General features: G+C 69.2%; 27 protein-coding genes and 4 tRNA genes. 26 read left to right on the top strand and 5 right to left on the bottom strand.

All coding sequences use genetic code 11. The features are described 5' to 3' along the window. Window positions 1–18 precede the first annotated feature (18 nt). Both TthTMY_RS11410 and TthTMY_RS11405 read left to right on the top strand, forming a co-directional pair. Window positions 19–95: transfer RNA gene (locus tag TthTMY_RS11410), tRNA-Arg, on the top strand. A gap of 59 nt (window positions 96–154) precedes the next feature. Then, entirely contained in the window at window positions 155–718 is a 564-nt protein-coding gene (locus TthTMY_RS11405) for a cob(I)yrinic acid a,c-diamide adenosyltransferase (RefSeq protein ID WP_223903295.1), read from the top strand. On the opposite strand, the gene TthTMY_RS11400 is transcribed toward TthTMY_RS11405, so the two are convergent. Beyond that, a complete protein-coding gene (locus TthTMY_RS11400) occupies window positions 715–990 on the bottom strand; it encodes a hypothetical protein (RefSeq protein ID WP_014510947.1) in 276 nt (91 codons plus the stop codon). The genes TthTMY_RS11405 and TthTMY_RS11400 overlap by 4 nt on opposite strands. A gap of 36 nt (window positions 991–1026) precedes the next feature. On the opposite strand from TthTMY_RS11400, the gene TthTMY_RS11395 reads away from it, so the two are divergent. Both TthTMY_RS11395 and TthTMY_RS11390 read left to right on the top strand, forming a co-directional pair. Continuing rightward, window positions 1027–1743 carry an ATP-binding cassette domain-containing protein gene (locus TthTMY_RS11395; protein WP_096411329.1) on the top strand — a complete coding sequence of 239 codons (717 nt, stop codon included), beginning with the start codon at window positions 1027–1029 and terminating at the stop codon, window positions 1741–1743. Beyond that, window positions 1743–2921 (top strand): ABC transporter permease, encoded by a 1179-nt coding sequence (locus TthTMY_RS11390; protein WP_096411328.1) that lies wholly within the window; start codon window positions 1743–1745, stop codon window positions 2919–2921. The genes TthTMY_RS11395 and TthTMY_RS11390 overlap by 1 nt, the downstream gene beginning before the upstream one ends. A 6-nt stretch (window positions 2922–2927) precedes the next feature. On the opposite strand, the gene TthTMY_RS11385 is transcribed toward TthTMY_RS11390, so the two are convergent. After that, a complete protein-coding gene (locus TthTMY_RS11385) occupies window positions 2928–4598 on the bottom strand; it encodes a hypothetical protein (RefSeq protein ID WP_096411327.1) in 1671 nt (556 codons plus the stop codon). Then, on the bottom strand, window positions 4595–5191 hold the full coding sequence (locus TthTMY_RS11380; RefSeq protein WP_096411326.1) for a hypothetical protein: 597 nt from the start codon (window positions 5189–5191) through the stop codon (window positions 4595–4597). Before TthTMY_RS11380 ends, TthTMY_RS11385 begins: the two co-directional genes overlap by 4 nt. A 70-nt stretch (window positions 5192–5261) precedes the next feature. Here TthTMY_RS11380 and TthTMY_RS11375 point away from each other — a divergent pair. The 9 genes from TthTMY_RS11375 (at window position 5262) to lysS (ending at window position 11686) form a co-directional block, all read left to right on the top strand. Then, window positions 5262–5335, top strand: a tRNA-Gln gene (locus TthTMY_RS11375). A gap of 6 nt (window positions 5336–5341) precedes the next feature. Continuing rightward, a tRNA-Glu gene (locus TthTMY_RS11370) sits at window positions 5342–5416 on the top strand. Between the two features lie 20 nt (window positions 5417–5436). Continuing rightward, window positions 5437–5512 (top strand) — tRNA-Glu (locus tag TthTMY_RS11365). Window positions 5513–5654: 142 nt separating this feature from the next. Continuing rightward, entirely contained in the window at window positions 5655–6632 is a 978-nt protein-coding gene (trxB, locus tag TthTMY_RS11360) for a thioredoxin-disulfide reductase (protein WP_096411325.1), read from the top strand. 6 nt (window positions 6633–6638) lie between these two features. Then, a complete protein-coding gene (locus TthTMY_RS11355; protein WP_096411324.1) occupies window positions 6639–7853 on the top strand; it encodes a DUF4127 family protein in 1215 nt (404 codons plus the stop codon). Window positions 7854–7862: 9 nt separating this feature from the next. Next, on the top strand, window positions 7863–8429 hold the full coding sequence (locus TthTMY_RS11350; protein WP_096411323.1) for a UbiX family flavin prenyltransferase: 567 nt from the start codon (window positions 7863–7865) through the stop codon (window positions 8427–8429). Window positions 8430–8466: 37 nt separating this feature from the next. Then, window positions 8467–9585 carry an acyl-CoA dehydrogenase family protein gene (locus tag TthTMY_RS11345; protein ID WP_096411322.1) on the top strand — a complete coding sequence of 373 codons (1119 nt, stop codon included), beginning with the start codon at window positions 8467–8469 and terminating at the stop codon, window positions 9583–9585. A 35-nt stretch (window positions 9586–9620) separates the two neighbouring features. After that, window positions 9621–10412, top strand: a complete 792-nt coding sequence (locus TthTMY_RS11340; protein ID WP_096411321.1) for an isoprenyl transferase — start codon at window positions 9621–9623, stop codon at window positions 10410–10412. Between the two features lie 143 nt (window positions 10413–10555). Then, the gene (lysS, locus tag TthTMY_RS11335; RefSeq protein WP_096411320.1) at window positions 10556–11686 is read left to right on the top strand and encodes a homocitrate synthase; all 1131 of its coding nucleotides are present in this window, start codon (window positions 10556–10558) and stop codon (window positions 11684–11686) included. Window positions 11687–11688: 2 nt separating this feature from the next. On the opposite strand, the gene TthTMY_RS11330 is transcribed toward lysS, so the two are convergent. Continuing rightward, complete coding sequence (locus tag TthTMY_RS11330) at window positions 11689–11895, bottom strand: type II toxin-antitoxin system HicA family toxin (RefSeq protein WP_008633873.1); 207 nt, start codon at window positions 11893–11895, stop codon at window positions 11689–11691. Next, the gene (locus tag TthTMY_RS11325) at window positions 11885–12109 is read right to left on the bottom strand and encodes a type II toxin-antitoxin system HicB family antitoxin (RefSeq protein ID WP_093005029.1); all 225 of its coding nucleotides are present in this window, start codon (window positions 12107–12109) and stop codon (window positions 11885–11887) included. The genes TthTMY_RS11330 and TthTMY_RS11325 overlap by 11 nt, the downstream gene beginning before the upstream one ends. Before the next feature lie 22 nt (window positions 12110–12131). Between TthTMY_RS11325 and TthTMY_RS11320 the strand changes: the two genes are divergently transcribed. The 13 genes from TthTMY_RS11320 to TthTMY_RS11260 all read left to right on the top strand — a co-directional run bounded on the left by TthTMY_RS11320 (window position 12132) and on the right by TthTMY_RS11260 (window position 21959). Continuing rightward, window positions 12132–13382: a 3-isopropylmalate dehydratase large subunit gene (locus TthTMY_RS11320; RefSeq protein ID WP_172844659.1), complete on the top strand. Its 1251-nt coding sequence runs from the start codon at window positions 12132–12134 to the stop codon at window positions 13380–13382. After that, window positions 13375–13866: a homoaconitate hydratase gene (locus TthTMY_RS11315; RefSeq protein ID WP_223903294.1), complete on the top strand. Its 492-nt coding sequence runs from the start codon at window positions 13375–13377 to the stop codon at window positions 13864–13866. Before TthTMY_RS11320 ends, TthTMY_RS11315 begins: the two co-directional genes overlap by 8 nt. Before the next feature lie 9 nt (window positions 13867–13875). Continuing rightward, window positions 13876–14190: a paraquat-inducible protein A gene (locus tag TthTMY_RS11310; protein WP_223903293.1), complete on the top strand. Its 315-nt coding sequence runs from the start codon at window positions 13876–13878 to the stop codon at window positions 14188–14190. Next, entirely contained in the window at window positions 14184–14348 is a 165-nt protein-coding gene (lysW, locus tag TthTMY_RS11305; protein WP_014510935.1) for a lysine biosynthesis protein LysW, read from the top strand. Before TthTMY_RS11310 ends, lysW begins: the two co-directional genes overlap by 7 nt. A gap of 151 nt (window positions 14349–14499) precedes the next feature. Then, on the top strand, window positions 14500–15342 hold the full coding sequence (gene lysX, locus TthTMY_RS11300) for a lysine biosynthesis protein LysX (protein ID WP_096411317.1): 843 nt from the start codon (window positions 14500–14502) through the stop codon (window positions 15340–15342). Next, entirely contained in the window at window positions 15339–15725 is a 387-nt protein-coding gene (locus tag TthTMY_RS11295; protein ID WP_172844658.1) for a nucleotidyltransferase domain-containing protein, read from the top strand. Before lysX ends, TthTMY_RS11295 begins: the two co-directional genes overlap by 4 nt. An 11-nt stretch (window positions 15726–15736) precedes the next feature. Continuing rightward, entirely contained in the window at window positions 15737–16774 is a 1038-nt protein-coding gene (argC, locus tag TthTMY_RS11290) for an N-acetyl-gamma-glutamyl-phosphate reductase (RefSeq protein ID WP_096411316.1), read from the top strand. 17 nt (window positions 16775–16791) lie between these two features. Next, window positions 16792–17601, top strand: a complete 810-nt coding sequence (locus tag TthTMY_RS11285; RefSeq protein ID WP_096411315.1) for a [LysW]-aminoadipate kinase — start codon at window positions 16792–16794, stop codon at window positions 17599–17601. Window positions 17602–17605: 4 nt separating this feature from the next. After that, window positions 17606–19168: a 1,4-alpha-glucan branching protein gene (locus TthTMY_RS11280; protein WP_223903292.1), complete on the top strand. Its 1563-nt coding sequence runs from the start codon at window positions 17606–17608 to the stop codon at window positions 19166–19168. Continuing rightward, complete coding sequence (locus TthTMY_RS11275; RefSeq protein ID WP_096411314.1) at window positions 19168–20046, top strand: nitrilase-related carbon-nitrogen hydrolase; 879 nt, start codon at window positions 19168–19170, stop codon at window positions 20044–20046. Before TthTMY_RS11280 ends, TthTMY_RS11275 begins: the two co-directional genes overlap by 1 nt. Further along, a complete protein-coding gene (locus TthTMY_RS11270) occupies window positions 20033–20878 on the top strand; it encodes an NAD+ synthase (protein WP_096411313.1) in 846 nt (281 codons plus the stop codon). Before TthTMY_RS11275 ends, TthTMY_RS11270 begins: the two co-directional genes overlap by 14 nt. 8 nt (window positions 20879–20886) lie before the next feature. Further along, window positions 20887–21537 carry a nuclease-related domain-containing protein gene (locus TthTMY_RS11265; RefSeq protein WP_093005010.1) on the top strand — a complete coding sequence of 217 codons (651 nt, stop codon included), beginning with the start codon at window positions 20887–20889 and terminating at the stop codon, window positions 21535–21537. Then, complete coding sequence (locus TthTMY_RS11260) at window positions 21537–21959, top strand: CoA-binding protein (protein WP_096411312.1); 423 nt, start codon at window positions 21537–21539, stop codon at window positions 21957–21959. Before TthTMY_RS11265 ends, TthTMY_RS11260 begins: the two co-directional genes overlap by 1 nt. Window positions 21960–21961 lie beyond the last annotated feature (2 nt).

The raw sequence follows: 21961 nt of genomic DNA, 5'->3' as shown, positions 1-21961 counted from the left end.
TATGGTTGAAGTTGGCTTGGGCCCGTAGCTCAGCTGGATAGAGCGGCTGACTACGGATCAGCAGGTCGGGGGTTCGAATCCTCCCGGGCCCGCCAAAGGCCGAAGCCCCCTGGGGTTCTCCCAGGGGGCTTTGCTTTACCCCTAGAATGGGGCCATGAAGATCTACACCAGGACGGGGGACGCCGGGGAGACCGGCCTTTACGGGTCCGATCGGGTGGTGAAGGCCCACCCCCGGGTGGAGGCCTACGGCACCGTGGACGAGGCCAACAGCGCCATCGGCCTCGCCCGAAGCCTCCTCCCTGCGGAGCACCTAGACCTCCACGACCTCCTGGAGCGCGTTCAAAACGCCCTCTTTGATCTGGGGGCGGACCTGGCGACCCGTATGGGAAGCCCCTACGAGAAGAACATCGCCCGCATGGACGCCGAGGACGTGGAGGCCCTGGAAAAGGCCATTGACCGCTACCAGGAGGAAAGCCCCCCCTTCCGGGGCTTCATCCTCCCCGGAGGGCATCCGGCGGCGGCCGCGCTTCACCTCGCCCGCACCGTGGTGCGCCGCGCCGAGCGCAAGGTGGTGGCCTTGAGCCGGGAGGAGCCCGTGAACCCCGAGGTGATCCGCTACCTGAACCGGCTTTCCGACCTCCTCTTCGTCCTGGCCCGGGTGGTGAACGCCCGGCTAGGGGTCAGGGAGGAAGGGTGGCTGGTGAAGAAGCGCCGCTAAGGCCAGGGCTTGCCGTAGACCCGCACCTCGGCCTGGGGGAAGGCGGCCTCGAGGAGCTCCCGCAGAAACCGGGTGGCCGCGGGAAGAAGCCCACCGCAGGGCCCCTCCATGTAGAGGAAGAGGTAGCGGGGCCTTCTGGGGGACTGGGAAAAGCCCAAGCACCCCTCGTACTCCGGGAAGTACTCGTAGAAAAGCTCCAAGAGGTCCCGGACCAGGGCCTGGGCCTCGGGCAGGGCCTCTATGGAGCTTTTGGGCTTCACCCAGAAGGTCATGGCCTTCACGCCCCCATTATTTGGTAAGCTCCCGCCATGGTCCAGGCAGAGGGCCTTACCAAGCGCTACCGTGAGGCCGTGGCCGTGGAGGGCCTGACCTTTGGGGTGGGGCCCGGGGAGGTCTACGCCCTCCTCGGCCCCAACGGGGCGGGGAAGACCACCACCTTGCGCCTCCTCTCTACCCTCGTCCGCCCGAGCGCCGGGAGGGCTCTGGTGGCGGGCTTTGACGTGGTGCGGGAGCCCCTCGAGGTGCGCCGCAACCTCGGCTTGGTGAACGGGGGCATGCGGGTCTACGAGCGCCTCACGGGGCGGGAGGTCCTGGAGTTCTTCGCGGGCTTCTACGGCCTCAAAGGGCGGGCCTTTCTCGGGGCCTTGGACTGGGTGGTGGACCTCTTGGGAATGGAGGAGACCCTGGACAAGAAAGTGGGGGAGATGTCCACCGGGATGCGGCAGAAGGTGGTCATCGCCCGGGCCATCCTCCACCGGCCCAAGGTCCTCCTCCTGGACGAGGCCACGGCGGGCCTGGACGTCTTCGCCCGCAGGGCTCTTCTGGACTTCGTGAAGGCCTACCGGGACCTGGGCAACGCCATCGTCTACTCCACCCACGTGATGGCCGAGGCCGAGGAGGTGGCGGACCGGGTGGGCTTCCTCCACCGGGGACGGCTGGTCTACGAGGGGAGCCTGGGCGAGGCCCTGGCCTTGGGGGACGGGAGTCTGGAGCGGGCCTTCGTCCGACAGGTGCGGAGGGCGTGATGGAAGCCGTTTTAAGAATATTCCGAAAGGAGCTCGTCCAGGTCTTTCGCGACCGGAAGCTGGTCTTCTCCACCCTGGTCCTTCCCGTCCTGCTGATGCCGGTCTTCATGTTCGGGCCCAGCCTCTTCCTAAACCGGCTCATGCAGGGCGCGGCGGAGAAGGTGCAAGAGGTGGCGGTGGCGGGGCTTCCCGAGGAGGCCCTAAAGGCCCTGGAGGAAGCGCAGCTTAAGCCCGTGAACAATCCGGACCCCGAAGGGGCGGTGCGGGAAGGCCGCTACCCTGCGGGGGTGGCCTTCCGGGAAGGGGTGTACCGGGTCTACGGCCGCCTGGCCTCCGGCCTCACGGAAAGCCAGGTGGTCGTGGAGAAGGTCAAGGGGGCCCTGCAGGCCCTTAAGGAGGCCAAGGTGGCGGAGGCCCTCCGGCGGGCGGGGCTTCCCCAGGAGGTCCTTTCCCCGTTCGGGGTGGAAGTGGTGGACGCCTCCCCGCCCAGGGAAAGGGCCGGGGGGCTTTTGGGGTTCCTCCTCCCCTTCTTCCTGGTGGTCTTTATCCTCTCCGGAGGCCAGGTGGTGGCGGTGGACGCCACGGCGGGGGAGAAGGAGAAGGGGACCCTCGAGGCCCTTTTGGCCGCTCCCATCCCCCTGGTCCAGGTGGCCCTGGGCAAGGCCTTGGCCACGGTGGCCATGGGCCTGCTCTCAGGGGTGGCGGGGCTTTTGGGGCTGGCCCTGGGCGGGGCCTGGAGCGCCCGCCTTGGCGGGGGCATCCTCACGGAGAGGGGCGAGGTCCTGGCCTTGGGCGGACAGGTGAGCCTGGACGGAGGGAGCTTCCTTGCCCTCTTCCTCACCGCCTTCCTCCTCGCCCTCTTCATGGGGGCGGTGATGGTGGCCCTGGGGCTTTACGCCCGGAGCTTCAAGGAGGCGCAAAGCTACATGGCCCCCCTGCAGCTTTTGGCCCTTCTCCCCCTCCTCTTCCTGCAGTTTCGGGGCTTCCTGCAGCTCGAGGCCTGGCACCACCTCCTTCCCCTCTTCAACGTGGCCCTGCTGATGGATGCCCTCCTCAAGGGCACCGCCACCCCTTTGCAGGCGGGGCTCACCTGGCTTTCCACCCTGGTCTACGCCGGGGCCGCCCTGGGCCTGGCGGTGTGGGCCTTCGGGCGGGAGGACGTGGTGTTCCGCAACTAGGCCCCTTCAGAATTCCTCGTCCCACTCCACGATGGTCTCGCTGGTGAGGGTGGGGGTGGTCTCCCGCCTCGAGGCCTCGGGCTCCCGCTCCCGCAGGAGGCCGAACTGGGCGGCGATGCCCCGGAGGCCCGCCCCGGCCAGGGCCACCACGAGGAAGACGGAAAGCCCCCAGCCCCAGTAGGCGAGGAGGGACTGGGCCACGGAGAGGTTGGCCAGGGCGCCTAAGGCGGGGAGTCCCCCGTACTCGGCCAGGATGGAACCCATGTAGGAGAGGCCTTCGGCCAGGATGGGTAGGAAGAGGAAGAAAAAGCCCAGCCCAAGGAGGTTCCAGTAGACGTTCCGCCCGCCGAAGGTGATCCGGATGAGGTAAAGGGGGAAGAAGGAAAGGACCGCCGCCAGGATAAAGAAGACGGAACGGGGGATGCCTAGGAGGAGGAGTTCTGCCTGCACCTGGAGGGCGTGCCACGGGCCGAGGGTGTTGCCTAGGAGCCGTTCTTCCAACTCCTGGAGCTCGCCGAGGAGCACGGTGATGTCCAGCGTCCTGAGCCCCACCGCCTCCCGCAGGCGTTGGAAGAGCAGGTCTGTCCGCTTGGCCACGCCCGGGGCGTAGGCCTCGGCCACGGGCAGGAGCTTGAGCCGGAAACGGCTGTGGGCGTAGTCCAGCTGGCTCCGGGCCTGAGCGAAGAGGCCGTTTTGCACGTAGAGCTGGGCCAGGGCGAGGGCCCCCCGCACCTCGTCCGCCACGGCGAGCCAGTCCAGCACGCTCCCATAGCCCATGCCCTGGAGGGCCTCGCCTAGGCGCGCTTTCGCTTCAGGCTCTAGGGCCAGGAAGCTGAGTTCCTCCTCGAGTCCCTCCGGAAGCCCCCCTGCGAGGAGAGCGCCCACGCTTCCGGGACGGGGCGGGGAGGCCTGGGGTTGGGATGCGGGCGCGGGCGTCTGGAGTGGGGTGGCCTCGGCCGGGGAAGGGGCTTGCTCTGTTTGCAGGCGCAGGAGGTCCTGCCGCCAGGCCTGGACCTGGCCGAGTAGCCTCTGGACCTCGGGGCGGAAGGGCTGGCCGAAGGAGACGAGGGCCAGGGCCTGGACGAAGTCCTGGGCCTTGAGGCGGCTTTGGGGGCTGTCCTGGACGATGAGGTAGCGGGCGTAGGCCCGGGCCAGGGCCAGGTAGGCCTGGGGGCGGCTCTGGGCGGCGAGGGCTTGGCCCAGGTCCCCCGCCATGGCCTGGAGATAGCGGGCCTCCAGGAGCCTCCGGGCCTCCTCTGGGGGGGCGGAGCGGGCCTGGTCCACCAGGGCGGGGGGAAGGCCCGTGGCCCGGGCCAGGCGCTGGCCCAAGGCGGCCTTCTCCTCCCCCTGGGCCTGGAGGAAGGCGTCGTAGAGGGCCTTGCCCACGAGGTGGCGGACCAGGAGGAGGCGGGCCTCGAGGTCCACCGCGCTCTGCTGCGCCAGGAACTGGCGGGCCTCCTGCAGGTTGGTGAGGGCGGCGTCCCGCAGGACCGGGGGCAGCGCCCCTTCCTCGCGGAGGAGGCTTTGAGCCCGGTTGAGGGCGTTCACCGCTTGGGCCGGGTTTTCCAGGCGCACCTGGCCCAAGGCGGCCTCCAGGCCGTCGTAAAGGTCGGTGAGGCCCGCGGCCAGGGCCAGGGAAAGGACGAGGGCGAAGGGCAGGACCAGACCTCTTCTCATCCGCTTACCTCCTTGGGGGCCAGGCGCTTGAGCCTGTGCACGAGCTGTCCCACGTTGGCCTCCTCCCGGGCCGTCACGCCCACGAAGCCTCCGCCCACGGGACGGAGGAGGAGGAGCCTCGAGGCGGTGCGCAGGTAAAAGAGGGCGTACCCCTGGCGGCGGAGGAGGAGGTGGGCGGTGTCCAGGGGTATGGGGAAGCCCTCGGGGAGCTCGGCCTTCCCCGAGGGGTGGGCCACCACCACCCCCGTCACCCCCTCGAGGCGGGCGAGGCTTCGGGCGAGGCGGTCCCGCTCCGCGGGGTCGGCCAGGTCCACCGCCTCGAGGGCCGGCGCGGCCTCCGGCGCCGCCTCGCCTTGGGGTTCGGGCGGAGGGGGGGTAGCCGCCTTGAGCCGCCGAACGAGGGCCTTAAGCCCGGGGGGCATTTCCCGGAAGGGGAGGATGGCCCGTAGCTCCTCCCAAAGCGGTCCCTCCAAAAGCCGTGCCCAGTCCTGGGGGGTGGTCGGGGCGAGCCGCGCTTTGGCACGGGCGAGGAGGTTGGCGGCCGCTTGCGGGGAAAGGTACTCGCTGAGGATGTCTACGACCTCGCGTTCCATAGGAGGGGCTTGCCAATCCGCCCCTTAGAGTGTACCATAACGACTGCCCGAGGCTTCGGGCGCCCGTCGCTGGGGTGTCGTCTAAGGGTAGGACAGCGGACTCTGGATCCGCCGGTCGTGGTTCGAATCCACGCACCCCAGCCAAACTTTGGCCCCATCGACTAGCGGTTAGGTCACCGGCCTTTCAAGCCGGCGGCGGGGGTTCGAGTCCCCCTGGGGTCACCAAAGCCAGCCGAGCCGCGCATGGCCCCATCGTCTAGAGGCCTAGGACACGGCCCTCTCAAGGCCGAGACGGGGGTTCGAATCCCCCTGGGGTCACCAGAAACACCCCTTCGGGGGTGTTTTTTCCGCGGCTCGGTTGGTTTTTTCTTGACACCCTTCCCCTCACCCCCCAAAATGGGACGAGGTATACCCCCTATAGGTATGTGAGGGGGTAAACTGGCATCCAAGGAGGAGGGAAAGAATGGAGTTCAACCTGAGCGCACTGGGGAGCACCCCCACCTCGGAGGAAACCTACGATGTGGTCATCATCGGCGGGGGGCCCGCGGGGCTTACCGCCGGGATCTACGCCGGCCGGGCCCAGCTCAAGACGGTCATCGTGGAGAAGGGGCTTCCCGGGGGGCAGATCGCCCAGACGGACGAGGTGGAGAACTACCCGGGCTTCCCCGAGGGCATTTCCGGGCCGGAGCTCGCGGGCCGCATGGTGCAGCAGGCGGAGAAGTTCGGGGCCCGGATCGTCATGGACGAGGTCCTGGGCCTGGAGAAGGCCGAGGGGGGCTACCTGGTCCGGGGCTACGAGCGGAACTACCGCGCCCGGGCGGTGATCGTGGCCACGGGGGCGAACCCGAGGCGGCTTGGGGTCCCCGGGGAGGACAAGTTTTACGGCCGGGGGGTTTCCACCTGCGCCACCTGCGACGGCTTCTTCTACCGCGACAAGGAGGTGGTCGTGGTGGGTGGGGGGGACGCCGCCGTGGAGGAGGGGATCTTCCTCACCAAGTTCGCCCGAAAAGTGACCCTGGTCCACCGCCGGGACGAGCTTAGGGCCAACAAGGTGGCCCAGAAGCGGGCCTTCCAGAACCCCAAGATGCACTTCCTCTTCTCCCACGTGGTCACCGAGATCCTGGGAGAGGACCAGGTGACGGGGGTGCGGCTTAAGAACCTGAAGACGGGGGAGGAGTACGTCTACCCCACGGACGGCGTCTTCGTCTTCATCGGCCACGAGCCCAACACCGCTTTCCTCAAGGGGGTGGTGGAGCTCAGGCCCGACGGGTACATCGCCGTGCGGGACGAGGTCTTCACCTCGGAACCCGGCATCTTCGCCGCCGGGGACGTGGCCGACCCCATCTACCGCCAGCTCACCACGAGCGTGGGGGCAGGCACCCGCGCCGCCATGATGGCCGAGCGCTACCTGGCGGAGGAGGCGGAAAAGGTCAAGGGCTAGGCGGACGTGGCGCGCCTTTGGGCGCTTCTCGTGGCCTGGGGCCTGGGCCTCGCCCAGCTCCTCTATCTTCCCCTGGACGACCGTCCCCCCAACCTCGCCCCCTGCGCCTGGGGGGTGGTCCTCTGTCCGCCCCGGGAGGCCTACCGGGGGCCGGAGGGGGCCGACCTCGAGGCCTTGAGGGCCTGGCTCCTCGCCACCCCCGGGTGGGGGCTTGTGGCGAGCCTGGACGCCTTGGCCTACGGGGGGCTTGTGCCAAGCCGCCACCTCCCCCTCGCCCCGGAGGACGCCTTGGCCCGCCTCGCCCCCCTCCTCGCCTGGAAGGCCCGTGGGGGCGGGGCGCTTTACCTCTTCGGCGTCGTCCCGAGGTGGGACGCCTCGAGGCGGGAGCGGAACCTTCGGGTCCTCCAGGCCCTCGCCTCCTGGAGGGGCCTTCGGGGGGTCTACCTGGAGGCGGTCTGGGACGACGCCCTGAGGAACTCCCCAGGCCCCCGGGAGGCCCGGGCCCTGGGCTACCCCGCCCGCCCCGGGGCCGACGAGGCGGGCCAGGTCCTGCTTCTTAGGGCCCTGAGGCCCGGCCTCCGGGTGGCCGTGGTCTACGAGGACGAGGCCTTGCGCGCCCGGGTCACCCCCTACGAGGGGCTTCCCCTGGAAGAGACCGTGGCCGGGGTCTTGGCCAGCGCCCGCGCGGTGGCGGTGCCCTTGGCCGAGGGCCCCGACCTCGTCCTCTACGTCTACGGGGGTGGGGACCCGAGAAGGGCCGCCCTGGACCTCCTCCGCCTCATGGCCCGCCACCCCGTGGCCCTGGCCGACCTCGCCCGGGTGAACCGGGGGGACCCCCGCCTCATGGCCTACCTGGAGGGGATGGGCCTCTACGCCCGCCTCGCCGCCTACGCCGCCTGGGGCACGCCGGCGAACAACCTGGGGAGCGCCTTGGCCCAGGGGGGGCTTTTCCTCGAGGACCGGGAGGGGCGGCTTTCGCGCCTCGCCGAGGCCTACTTCCAGTACTGGTGGGGGGAGGTGGGCAGGCCCTGGGTGCGGGCCCGCTTCCCCGAGCCCCTCCCCGAGGAGGCCCGGGCCGTGGCCGAGGGCTTTCCCCGGGTGGAGCTGGACGGGTTCTGGCTGGACCTCCGGGGCCTCGCCTTCCCCTGGCGGCGAAGCTTTGAGGCCTGGCCTGAGCTCGCCCTGGTGCCCCGCCGGGCGGGCCCCGCCTTGGGCCGGTAGAATGGCGCCGTGGACGCGCCTTTCCGGGTGGTGGTGGGGGTTTCCGGGGCGAGCGGCATGCCCTACGCCCTGGACCTCCTCGAGGCGCTCAAGGACCTCGCCGAGGTGCACCTCGTCCTCTCCCAGGGGGCCACGCGGGTGCTCTGGGAGGAGATGGGCCTAAGCCCCAAGGACCTCCACGCCCTGGCCCACCGGGTCTACAAGGACCAGGACCTGGGCGCCCCCATCGCCTCGGGCTCCTTCCCCACCCGGGGGATGGTGGTCGTCCCTTGCTCCGCCACCACCCTGGCCAAGGTGGCCGCGGGCTTGGCCGACACCCTCCTCACCCGGGCGGCCTACGTCCACCTGAAGGAGCGCCGCCCCCTCGTCCTTGTCCTGAGGGAGACCCCTTTGCCCCTCCCCACCCTGAGGGCCATGGTCCAGGCGGCGGAGGCCGGGGCCACCATCCTCCCGGCGAGCCCCGGCTTCTACCACCGCCCCAAGGAGATCAGGGACCTCCTCGGCTTCGTCACCCAGCGCATCCTGGACCACCTGGGGCTTCCCGGGAAGCGCGCCCCCCGGTGGGGGGAAACGTGACGCTTTTTTGCCGACCTGCGATGTTACGATGGGGAGGATGACCCTCACCCAGGAGCAACGGCTGGTTCTGGACGCGGTGCGCCGGGTGGCCCGGGAGGTCCTCTACCCCCTCGCCCCCGAGTACGACCGGAAGGCCGAGTACCCCTGGCCCCAGCTCAAGGCCCTGGCCGAGCTCGGCCTCCTCGGCATGACCACCCCGGAGGCGTGGGGCGGGGTGGGTCTGGACTCCGTGACCTGGGCCTTGGCCCTGGAGGAGCTCGCCGCCGCCGACCCCAGCGTGGCCGTTATCGTCTCCGTGACCAGCGGCCTTCCCCAGTACATGCTCCTCCGCTTCGGGAGCGAGGCGCAGAAGCGGCGCTACCTCGTGCCCCTGGCCCGGGGGGAGTGGATCGGGGCCTTCTGCCTCACCGAGCCCCAGGCGGGCTCCGACGCCAAAAGCCTCCGCGCCGAGGCGCGGCGGGTCAAGGGCGGGTTCGTGCTGAACGGGGTCAAGAGCTGGATCACCTCCGCTGGCCACGCCCACCTCTACGTGGTCATGGCCCGCACGGAGAAGGGGATCAGCGCCTTCTTGGTGGAGAAGGACACCCCGGGGCTTTCCTTCGGCCGCCCCGAGGAGAAGATGGGCCTCCACGCGGCCCACACCGCCGAGGTGCGCCTCGAGGAGGTCTTCGTCCCCGAGGAGAACCTCCTCGGGGAGGAGGGGCGGGGCCTGGCCTACGCCCTCGCGGGCCTGGACTCGGGGCGCGTGGGGGTGGCGGCCCAGGCGGTGGGCATCGCCCGGGGGGCCTTTGAGATCGCCAAGGCCTACGCCGAGGAGCGGGAGCAGTTCGGGAAGAAGCTAAAGGAGCACCAGGCCATCGCCTTCAAGATCGCCGACATGCACGTGAAGATCGCCGCCGCCCGCGCCTTGGTCCTCGAGGCCGCGCGGAAGAAGGACCGGGGGGAACGGTTCACCCTCGAGGCCAGCGCCGCCAAGCTCTTCGCCAGCCAGGTGGCGGTGGAGGTGACCCGGGAGGCGGTCCAGGTCCTGGGGGGGTACGGCTACCACCGGGACTACCGGGTGGAGCGGTACTACCGGGACGCCAAGGTGACGGAGATCTACGAGGGCACCTCGGAGATCCAGCGCCTCGTCATCGCCCGAGAGCTCTACCGCTAGCGCGCCCCGCCCTTCTCCCTTAGGGTGGAAAGGGTATGGTCCGCCGCCTCTTTGCCCTTTCCCGCCCCCTCTACTGGCTTTACGAAAGGCGCCTCCTCAGGGAGGTCAAGCGGGGCCCCATGCCCCGGCACCTGGGCCTCATCCTGGACGGGAACCGCCGCTACGCCCGCGCCCTCGGCCTTTCCCCCACCAAGGGGCACGAGTTCGGGGTGCAGAAGGCCTACGAGGTCCTGGAGTGGTGCCTGGAGATGGGCATCAAGACCGTGACCGTCTGGGTCTTCTCCACCGACAACTTCAAGCGCTCCCCGGAAGAGGTGGAGACCCTCATGAACCTCTTCCTGCGGGAGGCCGAGCGGATGGCGGAGGACCACCGGATCCTGGAAAACCAGGTGCGGGTGCGCTTCATCGGCAGGCGGGAGGGGTTTTCCCCGGAGGTGGTCCGGGCCATAGAGCGCCTGGAACGGAGGACGGAGGGGCACCGGGGCATGTTCCTCAACATCGCCATGGGCTATGGGGGGCGGGAGGAGATCGTGGACGCCGTGAAGCGGCTTCTTCTGGAGGCGGAGGCCCAGGGCCTCACCCCTAAGGAGGTGGCCGAGGCCCTCACCCCGGAGGACATCGCCCGCCACCTCTACACCGCCGGGCTTCCCGACCCCGACTTCATCATCCGCACCTCGGGGGAGATCCGGCTTTCCGGCTTCCTCCTCTGGCAGTCCGCCTACTCCGAGTTCTACTTTGCCGACGTCCTCTGGCCCGAGTTCCGCAAGATTGACTTCCTGCGCGCGCTAAGGAGCTACCAGGCCCGCGAGAGGCGGTTTGGGCGTTGACAACCCGCGGCGTTTCGTATACCCTTACGGGCAAGATGCTGGCCCGCGCGAAAAAACTCGGCCGCCGGGGGGTAGGATAGCCCTCTAAGGGTTCCTTATCCCCCGGCCCGAGTTCGGGCCGGTTTTCTTTTGGGGAGGGGCGTATGCGGGAATGGAAGATCATAGACTCCACGCTTCGCGAGGGCGAGCAGTTTGAGCGGGCCAACTTCTCCACCCAGGACAAGATAGAGATCGCCAAGGCCCTGGACGCGTTCGGCATTGAGTACATTGAGGTCACCACCCCGGTGGCCTCCCCCCAGTCCCGCAAGGACGCCGAGGTCCTCGCCTCCTTGGGCCTCAAGGCCAAGGTGGTGACCCACATCCAGTGCCGCCTGGACGCGGCCAAGGTGGCGGTGGAGACGGGGGTGCAGGGGATTGACCTCCTCTTCGGCACGAGCAAGTACCTCCGGGCGGCCCACGGGCGGGACATCCCCAGGATCATTGAGGAGGCCAAGGAGGTGATCGCCTACATCCGCGAGGCGGCCCCCCACGTGGAGGTGCGCTTCTCCGCCGAGGACACCTTCCGCTCCGAGGAGCAGGACCTCCTCGCCGTCTACGAGGCCATCGCCCCCTACGTGGACCGGGTGGGCCTGGCGGACACCGTGGGCATCGCCACGCCCCGGCAGGTCTACGCCCTGGTGCGGGAGGTGCGGCGGGTGGTGGGGCCAAGGGTGGACATTGAGTTCCACGGCCACAACGACACGGGTTGCGCCATCGCCAACGCCTATGAAGCCATTGAGGCCGGGGCCACCCACGTGGACACCACCATCCTGGGGATCGGGGAGCGGAACGGGATCACCCCTTTGGGGGGGTTCCTCGCCCGCATGTACACCCTCCAGCCCGAGTACGTGCGCAAGAAGTACAAGCTGGAGATGCTCCCCGAGCTGGACCGGATGGTGGCCCGGATGGTGGGGGTGGAGATCCCCTTCAACAACTACATCACCGGGGAGACGGCCTTCAGCCACAAGGCGGGGATGCACCTCAAGGCTATTTACATCAACCCCGAGGCCTACGAGCCCTACCCGCCCGAGGTCTTCGGGGTGAAGCGGAAGCTCATCATCGCCTCGAGGCTCACCGGGCGGCACGCCATCAAGGCGCGGGCGGAGGAGCTCGGCCTCCACTACGGGGAGGAGGAGCTCCACCGGGTCACCCAGCACATCAAGGCCCTGGCCGACCGAGGCCAGCTCACCCTGGAGGAGCTGGACCGGATCCTCCGGGAGTGGATCACGGCGTGAGGCTAGAGGTTATGGAACTCCTCTTCGGTGAGGCCGGCATCGCGCAGGATGCGCTTGAAGGTGCCCTTGGGAAGCTCCCCGCTGTGGAAGGGCACCACCACGATGCGGCCGTCGGGGTGCGCGTAAAGCCTATGCCCACCCTTGGCCATGCGCTCCACGAACCCGAGGCGGCGGAGCTTCCGGGCCACCTCCTCCGGCCTAGGCGGCATCCACGCCCACCTCTACCGCTTGCACGTCCTGGGGAAGGGGGCACCCTTCGGTTTTCAAGTAGGCCAGGACGAGTTCCAAGGCTTCTTTGGCCCGCGCCAAGGCTTCCTCGGGGCTTTGGCCGAAGGAGTGGGCTTGGGGCACCGCGGGAAACTCGGCGATCCAGACCCCTGGGGTCTCCGGGTCCGGGTAGAGGAGGGCGGTGTACTTGGGCATACCCTCAGTATAGGAGGTGCGTGTGGGACAGACGCTAGCGGAAAAGATCCTCTCCCACAAGGTGGGAAGGCCCGTGCGGGCGGGGGAGCTCGTGGTGGTGGAGGTGGACCAGGTGATGGTGGTGGACTCCATCGCCGGGAGCTTTTTCAAGCGCCTGGAGTACCTGGAGGCCACCCCCCGCTACCCGGAAAGGGTCTCCATCGTGATAGACCACGTGGCCCCGGCGGCGAACCTGGAGGTGGCCAAGGCCCAGAAGGAGATAAGGGAGTGGGGCAAGCGGCACGGCATCCGGGTCTTTGACGTGGGGAGGGGGGTGTGCCACCAGGTCCTCATAGAGGAGGGCCTGGCCCAGCCGGGCTGGGTGGTGGTGGGCTCGGACAGCCACTCCACCACCTACGGGGCGGTGGGGGCCTTCGGCACGGGGATGGGGGCCACGGACATCGCCTTGGCGGCGGCGAGCGGGCGCACCTGGCTTCGGGTGCCCGAGAGCGTCAAGGTGGTCTTCCGGGGAAGGCTTCCCAAGGGGGTCACGGCCAAGGACGCCGCCCTGGAGATGGTCCGCCTCCTCACCGCCGAAGGGGCCACCTACATGGCGGTGGAGATCCACCTCCTGGACGGGGCGGAGGCCCTCACGCGGGGCGAGCGCATGACCCTCGCCAACCTCACCGTGGAGGCGGGGGCCAAGGCGGGGCTTGTGGTGCCGAGTGGGGAGATCCTGGAGATGTACCGGGTGCCCGACTGGCTCTACCCCGACCCCGACGCCCGGTACGCCAAGGAGGTGGAGATAGACCTTTCCGCCCTCACCCCCAGGGTCTCCGTGCCCTTCTACGTGGACAACGTCCACGAGGTGGCCGCGGTCAAGGGCAAGCGGGTGGACCAGGTCTTCATCGGCACCTGCACCAACGGCCGGATTGAGGACCTCAGGGCGGCGGCGGAGGTGCTAAGGGGGAGGAAGGTGGCCCCTTGGGTGCGGCTTTTGGTGGTCCCGGCGAGCTCCCAGGTCCTGGAGGAGGCGGCCAGGGACGGCACCCTCCTCACCCTCCTCGAGGCCGGGGCCACCATCGGCACCCCGGGGTGCGGCCCCTGCATGGGGCGGCACATGGGGGTCTTGGCCCCGGGGGAGGTGTGCGTCTCCACCTCCAACCGCAACTTCCGGGGACGCATGGGAGCCCCGGACGCCGAGATCTACCTGGCGAGCCCCCGCGTGGCGGCGGCGAGCGCCGTGGCGGGCTACCTCACCACCCCGGAGGAACTGGAGGAGGTCCATGCCTAGGGTTTGGAAGTTCGGCGACCAGATCAACACCGACGACATCCTCCCCGGCAAGTACGCCCCCTTCATGGTGGGGGAGGACCGGTTTCACCTCTACGCCTTCGCCCACCTTCGGCCCGAGTTCGCCAAGCAGGTGCGCCCCGGGGACATCCTCGTCTTTGGGCGGAACGCGGGGCTCGGCTCTAGCCGCGAGTACGCCCCCGAGGCCCTGAAGCGCCTCGGCGTCCGGGCCATCATCGCCAAAAGCTACGCCCGCATCTTCTTCCGCAACCTGGTGAACCTGGGGATCGTCCCCTTTGAGTCGGAGGAGGTGGTGGATGCGCTAGAGGACGGCGACGAGGTGGAGCTGGACCTGGAAAGCGGGGTGCTTGTCCGAGGGGAGGAGCGCTTTGCCCTCCGCCCCCCGCCCCCCTTCCTCCTGGAGGCGCTCAAGGAGGGGTCCCTCCTGGACTACTACAAGAAGCACGGGCGCTTCCCGGGGGAGTAGACTCTAGTCATGGAGGACCTAGAGATCGTCTGTCCGGTGTGCGGCGAGGCCAGCCTGGTGCTGGCGGAGGACCTTGAGGACCTGGAGGTCGGGGACGTGCTGGAGTGCGAGGCCTGCGGGGCCTTCCTGGAGGTGGTCTCCCTGGACCCCTTGGAGGTGGAGGTGACGGAGGAGGGCCTGGAAGGTTTCTTCGTGGACTGCCCCCGTTGCGGCTACACCTTTGAGCTCTCCGAGGAGGACCAGGGCCAGGAGGCGGAGTGCCCCGAGTGCGGCTTCCGCTTCCTCCCCGACTGGAGCGAGGTAGAGGAGGACGAGGAATGGTAGCGACCTGCCCTGAGTGCGGTGCGGAACTGCGGCTGGAGAACCCGGAGCTTGGCGAGCTTGTGGTCTGCGAGGACTGCGGCGCGGAGCTTGAGGTGGTGGGGCTTGACCCCTTGAGGCTCGAGCCCGCCCCCGAGGAGGCGGAGGACTGGGGCGAGTGATCCCACCCCACGCCGGCCTAAGTACCCCACCGCGGCTCTCGCCGCGGTGGGGGCCCCAAAAGGACCTTCCCAAGCCTTATTTGGGGCGGCCCGTGTTGCGAAATCAACGTGCAGCCACTTAGGCCGGCGTGGGACCTCTTCGGGAGGCGAGATGCTGGCCATCCTCTACGACCGCATCCGCCCCGACGAGCGGATGCTCTTTGAGCGGGCGGAGGCCCTGGGCCTCCCCTACAAGAAGGTCTACGTCCCCGCCCTGCCCATGGTCCTGGGGGAAAGGCCCGAGGAGCTTGAGGGGGTCACGGTGGCCCTGGAGCGGTGCGTGAGCCAAAGCCGGGGCCTCGCCGCCGCCCGCTACCTCACCGCCCTCGGCATCCCCGTGGTGAACCGCCCCGAGGTCATAGAGGCCTGCGGGGACAAGTGGGCCACGAGCGTGGCCTTGGCCCGGGCGGGCCTTCCCCAGCCCAGGACCGCCTTGGCCACGGACCGGGAGGAGGCCCTTAGGCTCATGGAGGCCTTCGGCTACCCCGTGGTGCTGAAGCCCGTGATCGGAAGCTGGGGGCGCCTTTTGGCCAAGGTCACGGACCGGGCCGCGGCGGAGGCCCTCCTTGAGCACAAGGAGGTCTTAGGGGGGTTTCAGCACCAGCTTTTTTACATCCAGGAGTACGTGGAGAAGCCCGGGCGGGACATCCGGGTCTTCGTGGTGGGGGAGAGGGCCATCGCCGCCATCTACCGCAGAAGCGCCCACTGGATCACCAACACCGCCCGGGGCGGGCAGGCGGAGAACTGCCCCCTCACGGAGGAGATCGCCCGGCTGGCCGTGGGGGCGGCGGAGGCCGTGGGGGGCGGGGTGGTGGCTGTGGACCTCCTGGAGTCGGAGCGGGGGCTATTGGTCAACGAGGTGAACCACACCATGGAGTTCAAGAACTCCGTGCACACCACCGGGGTGGACATCCCGGGGGAAATTCTGAAGTACGCGTGGAGCCTGGCCTCATGACCTTGCGGGAAGCGGTGGAGCGGTTGGTGGCGGCCTTGGCGCCGGAGGAGGTCTGGCTCTTCGGCTCTTGGGCCCGGGGGGAGGCCGGGCCGGGCTCGGACGTGGACCTCCTGGTGGTGGTGCCCTACGAAGGGGACCCTAAAGAGCTCGCCCTTCGCGGGTACAGGGCCCTGAGGGGGCGGGGCTTTCCCCTGGACCTCTTGGTCTACCCCCGTGCCCTCTTGGAGCAGAGGCTCGGGGAGGGGAGCCTTCTTCTCCGGGAGATTTTCCGGGAAGGGCGGTGCCTCTATGCGCGGGGAAAAAGGTGGCTTAAAAGTTCGGCCGGAAGAGGCCAGGGAAGCCCTTTCCCTGGCCCAAGCCCAAGCCCTGGTGGAGGAGCTTAGGAGGTGGCTTCATGACCGGTAAGAAAACCCTTTCCATCGTGGGGGCCTCGGGGTACGCCGGGGGAGAGTTCCTAAGGCTTGCCCTTTCCCACCCCCATCTGGAGGTGAAGCAGGTGACCTCGAGGCGCTTCGCGGGCGAGCCCGTCCACTTCGTCCACCCCAACCTCCGAGGACGCACGAACCTCAAGTTCGTCCCCCCGGAGAAGCTGGAGCCCGTGGACATCCTGGTCCTGGCCCTGCCCCACGGGGTCTTCGCCCGGGAGTTTGACCGCTACAGCGCCCTCGCCCCCGTCCTCATAGACCTCTCTGCGGACTTCCGCCTGAAGGACCCGGAGCTCTACCGCAGGTACTACGGGGAGCACCCGAGGCCGGACCTCCTTGGCCGCTTCGTCTACGCCGTGCCCGAGCTCTACCGGGAGGCCTTGAAGGGGGCGGACTGGATCGCCGGGGCCGGGTGCAACGCCACGGCCACCCTCCTCGGCCTCTACCCCCTCCTCAAGGCCGGGGTCCTGAAGCCCACCCCCATCTTCGTCACCCTCCTCATCTCCACCTCGGCCGCCGGGGCCGAGGCGAGCCCGGCGAGCCACCACCCCGAAAGGGCGGGGTCCATCCGGGTCTACAAGCCCACGGGCCACCGCCACACCGCCGAGGTGGTGGAAAACCTCCCGGGCCGCCCCGAGGTCCACCTCACCGCCATCGCCACCGACCGGGTGCGGGGGATCCTCATGACCGCCCAGGCCTTCCTCCAGGACGGCTGGAGCGAACGGGACGTCTGGCAGGCCTACCGGGAGGCTTACGCCGGGGAGCCCTTCATCCGCATCGTCAAGCAGAGGAAGGGGGTCCACCGCTACCCCGACCCCCGGTTCGTCCAGGGCACCAACTACGCCGACATCGGCTTTGAGCTGGAGGAGGACACGGGGAGGCTCGTGGTCATGACGGCCATTGACAACCTGGTGAAGGGCACCGCGGGCCACGCCCTCCAGGCCTTAAACGTCCGCATGGGCTGGCCCGAGACCCTGGGCCTGGACTTCCCTGGACTCCACCCTTAGGGCAGGGAGGTGGGCTTGTGATCGTGGTCAAGGTGGGAGGCGCCGAGGGGATCAACTACGAGGCCGTGGCCAAGGACGCGGCCTCCTTGTGGAAGGAGGGGGTAAAGCTCCTTCTCGTCCACGGGGGAAGCAGCGAGACCAACAAGGTGGCGGAGGCCTTGGGCCACCCGCCCCGCTTCCTCACCCACCCCGGGGGGCAGGTGAGCCGCCTCACCGACCGGAGGACCCTGGAGATCTTTGAGATGGTCTACTGCGGCCTGGTGAACAAGCGCCTGGTGGAGCTTTTGCAGAAGGAGGGGGCGAACGCCATCGGCCTTTCCGGCCTGGACGGGAGGCTTTTCGTGGGCCGTAGGAAGACCGCGGTCAAGTACGTGGAGGACGGAAAGGTCAAGATCCACCGCGGGGACTACACCGGGACGGTGGAGGAGGTGAACAAGGCCCTTTTGGACCTCCTCCTTGGGGCGGGCTACCTCCCCGTCCTCACCCCGCCCGCCCTAAGCTACGAGAACGAGGCCATCAACACCGACGGGGATAGCATCGCCGCCCTCCTCGCCACCCTCTACGGGGCCGAGGCCCTGGTCTACCTCTCCAACGTCCCGGGCCTCCTCGCCCGCTACCCCGACGAGGCCTCCTTGGTGCGGGAGATCCCCGTGGACCGGGTGGAGGACCCGGAGTACCTGGCCCTCGCCCAAGGCAGGATGAAGCGGAAGGTCATGGGGGCGGTGGAGGCGGTGCGGGGCGGGGTCAAGCGGGTGGTCTTCGCCGACGCCCGGGTGGAAAACCCCATAAGGCGGGCCCTTTCCGGGGAAGGCACCGTGGTACGCTAGGGCCATGGCGCGCTTCGCCCTGGTCCTCCACGCCCACCTCCCCTACGTGCGGGCCCACGGGATGTGGCCCTTCGGGGAGGAGACCCTCTACGAGGCCGTGGCCGAGACCTACCTCCCCCTCGTCCGGGTCCTGGAGCGGCTTCGCGCCGAGGGGGTGGAGGCCCCCTTCACCCTGGGGATCACCCCGATCCTGGCGGAGCAGCTCGCCGACCCCCGGATCAAGGAGGGGTTCTGGGCCTACGCCAAGGACCGCCTGGAGAGGGCCCAGGGCGACTACCAGCGCTACCGGGGCACGGCCCTCGAGGCCAGCGCCCGGCACCAGGTGGCCTTCTGGGAGCTCACCCTGGACCACTTCCACCAACTTGGGGGCGACCTTCTGGCGGCCTTCCGCCGGGCCCAAGAACGGGGGCAGGTGGAGCTCATCACCTCCAACGCCACCCACGGCTACTCCCCCCTTCTGGGCTACGACGAGGCCCTCTGGGCCCAGATCAAGACCGGGGTCAACACCTACCGCCGCCACTTCGCCAAAGACCCCACGGGCTTCTGGCTCCCGGAGATGGCCTACCGGCCCAAAGGGCCCTGGAAGCCCCCCGTGGAAGGCCCCCCGGAAGGGGTGAGGCCCGGGGTGGACGAGCTTTTGATGCGGGCCGGGATCCGCTACACCTTCGTGGACGCCCACCTGGTCCAGGGGGGTGAGCCCCTCTCCCCTTACGGGGAGGCCGCCTTGGGCCCCGTGGAAAGCGGGGAGGCCACCTACCACGTCCACGAGCTGGCCTCGGGCCTTAGGGTCCTCGCCCGCAACCCGGAGACCGCCCTCCAGGTGTGGAGCGCCGACCACGGCTACCCGGGGGAGGGGCTTTACCGGGAGTTCCACCGCAAGGACCCCATTTCCGGCCTCCACCACTGGCGGGTGACCCACCGCAAGGCCGACCTCGCGGAGAAGGCCCCCTACGACCCGGAGGCGGCCTTCGCCAAGGCGGAAGAGCACGCCCGCCACTTCGTAGCCCTCCTGGAGCGCCTCGCCGAGGGGCGCCCCGAGGGGGTCATCCTCTCCCCTTACGACGCCGAGCTCTTCGGCCACTGGTGGTACGAGGGGGTGGCCTGGCTCGAGGCCGTCCTGAGGCTTCTCGCCCAAAGCCCCAAGGTCCGGCCCGTGACCGCGCGGGAGGCGGTGCAGGGGCCCGCGGTGCGGACCGCCCTCCCCGAGGGCTCCTGGGGCCGGGGTGGGGACCACCGGGTCTGGCTCAACGAGAAGACCCTGGACTACTGGGAAAAGGTTTACCGGGCGGAGGGGGCCATGCGGGAGGCGGTGCGCCGGGGGGTCCTCCCCGAGGGGGCGTTGCGCCAGGCCATGCGCGAGCTCCTGCTCCTCGAGGCCTCCGACTGGCCCTTCCTCATAGACACGGGGCAGGCGGAGGCCTACGCGCGGGAGCGGTACGAGGAGCACGCCCGGGCCTTCTTCCACCTCCTTAAGGGGGTCTCCCCCGAGGAGCTTAGGGCCTTGGAGGAGCGGGACAACCCCTTCCCCGAGGCCAATCCCCGCCTCTACCTTCAAGAGGGGGCTTGATGGAAGAGGTGCGCCACGCCATCCTCCAGTTCCGCCCCGAGAAGAGCCGGATTGGGGAGAGCCTGGCCCGGCTTAGGGCCCACCTCGAGGCCCTCCGCCCCCACGCCCCCCAGGTGGTGGTCCTGCCCGAGGCCGCCCTCACCGGCTACTTCCTCCAGGGAGGGGTAAGGGAGCTCGCCCTCACCCGCCACGAGCTTTTGGAGCTCCTGGTGGGCGTGTACGAGGAGGTGGGGTGGGAAGGGGTTTTGGACGTGGTGGTGGGCTTCTACGAGCGGGACGAAGGGGCCTACTACAACAGCGCCGCCTACCTGGAGCTTCCCCACCGCGTGGTCCACGTCCACCGCAAGGTCTTCCTCCCCACCTACGGGGTCTTTGACGAGGAGCGCTACCTGGCCCGGGGAAGCCGGGTGGAGGCCTTCGCCACCCGGTTCGGGAAGGCGGCCCTTCTCATCTGCGAGGACTTCTGGCACTCCATCACCGCCACCCTCGCCGCCCTGGACGGGGCCGAGGTGATCTACGTGCCCGCGGCGAGCCCGGCCCGGGGCTTCCAGGGGGGGTATCCCGAGAACGTGGCCCGCTGGCGCACCCTCGCCCAGGCGGTGGCGGCGGAGCACGGGCTATATGTGGTGGTGGCCAGCCTGGTGGGGTTTGAGGGGGGGAAGGGGATGAGCGGGGGAAGCCTGGTGGTGGGGCCGGACGGGCGGGTCCTGGCCGAGGCCCCCCTCTTTGAGGAGGCGGCCCTTCTCTTCGCCTTGGACCGGGGGCGCATCGCTCCGGTGCGCTACGAGAGCCCTCTTCTCTCCGACCTCGAGGCGGGCCTGCCCCTGCTTCTTTCCGACCTGCAGAGGGTCTTAGGGAGGCGGGATGCGGATCGTTGAAGCCCCCAAGCTTCACGAGACCCTGGAGCTCAACTGGCCCCTGGTGGCGGACTTCCTCACCCGTTTTATCCGGGAGGAACTTTCCTGGCGGGGCTACGAGAAGGCCATCGTGGCCGTCTCCGGTGGGGTGGACTCGGCCACCACCCTGGCCCTGGCGGTGCGGGCCCTGGGGGCGGAAAGGGTCCACGCCCTCTTCCTGCCCCACCGGGAGAGTAGCCCCACCTCCCGGGAGCACGCCCACCTGGTGGCCGAAACCTTCGGCGTGGCCCTGGAGGAGGTGGACATCACCCCCATGGTGGAGGGCTACGCCGCCCTCACCCCGGACCTCACCCCCCACCGCAAGGGAAACGTCATGGCCCGGGCGCGGATGATCGTCCTCTTTGACAAGTCCGAGGCCTACAAGGCCCTCCCCCTGGGCACGGGGAACAAGACGGAAAGGCTTTTCGGCTACTACACCTGGCACGGGGACGACACGCCCCCCGTGAACCCCCTGGGGGACCTCTACAAGACCCAGGTCTGGCGGCTCGCCGAGTACCTCGGCGTGCCGGAGGAGGTGGTGAGGAAGCCCCCCACCGCCGACCTCATCCCCGGGCAGACGGACGAGGCCGATTTGGGGGTGCGCTACCTCCGGGCCGACGTGATCCTGGAGCACTACCTGAAGGGCTACTCCGACCGGTACATCCTGGGCCTGGGCTTCACTGAGGAGGAGCTTAGGCGGGTGAAGGAACGGGTGAACCGCACCCACTGGAAAAGGGCCCTGCCCACGGTGGCCCTCCTTTCCTCCACTGGCATTGGGGAGTTCTACCTGAGGCCCTTGGACTACCGCCCTTAGGAGGCCTTATGGCGCGCAAGGTGGGAAGCGCGGGGAAGACCCTCGCCCGAAGGCTGGGACGAATCGCCCTGGTGCTCTTGGGTTTCGGCTTCGCCATCTGGCTCCTCGTCAAGCTCCTCGCCCCCTGGATGGGGGCCCTGGCCCTTCCCCTGGCCTTCTTGGCCGTGGTGCGCCTGCTTCAGGACAAGGAGGTGGAGCGCGAGGTGGTGGCGAAGGCGCGGGGCTACCTGGGGGAGGCCCGGGTGGGCCGGGTCCTCGAGGCGCTCCCCTCCCCTTGGCGGGTCTTCCACGACGTGGACTTGGGCGGGGAGAACGCCGACCACGTGGTGGTGGGTCCCGCCGGCGTCTTCAACGTGGAGGTGAAAAACTACACGGGCCCCATCCGGGCCACGCCCCAGGGGCTTTGGGTCCGGGGGGAGCGCCGGGACGATCTGGTGCGCCAGGCCTGGCGCCAGGCCCACAAGCTTCGGGAGCTTTTGGGGGTGGAGGTGGAGCCCCTTTTGGTCTTCGTGGGCGGGCGCCTGGAGGGGCGCCGGGTGGGGCGGCTTCCCGTGCTGCCACCGGAGGAGGTGGGGCCCTACCTCAGGGGCCTCCCCCTGCGCCTGAGCTTTACCGAGGCCCAGCGGGTGTCCAAGCTCTTGGAAGGGAGGGTGCGCTGATGGAGGATCTAGAGCTCAAGCGCCTCTTGCAGCAGGCCAAGACCATCGCCGTCCTCGGGGCCCACAAGGACCCTTCCCGCCCCGCCCACTACGTGCCCAGATACCTTCGGGAACAGGGCTACCGCGTCCTCCCCGTGAACCCTAGGTTCCAGGGGGAGGAGCTTTTCGGGGAGGAGGCGGTGGCGAGCCTCTTGGACCTGAAGGAGCCCGTGGACATCCTGGACGTCTTCCGTCCCCCTTCCGCCCTCATGGACCACCTTCCGGAGGTCCTTGCCCTGAGGCCCGGCCTGGTCTGGCTCCAGCTCGGGATCCGCCACCCGGAGTTTGAAAAGGCCCTGAAGGAGGCGGGCATCCCCGTGGTGGCCGACCGCTGCCTCATGGTGGAGCACAAGCGCCTCTTCCGGGGGCCCCTTCCCCTCTAGCC

Origin of the sequence: Thermus thermophilus, assembly GCF_019974155.1 — a bacterium.
Classification (GTDB): Bacteria; Deinococcota; Deinococci; order Deinococcales; family Thermaceae; genus Thermus; species Thermus thermophilus_C.
The sequence above is the reverse complement of the archived record's forward strand: the minus strand, read 5'-3'. Positions and strand labels throughout refer to the sequence as shown.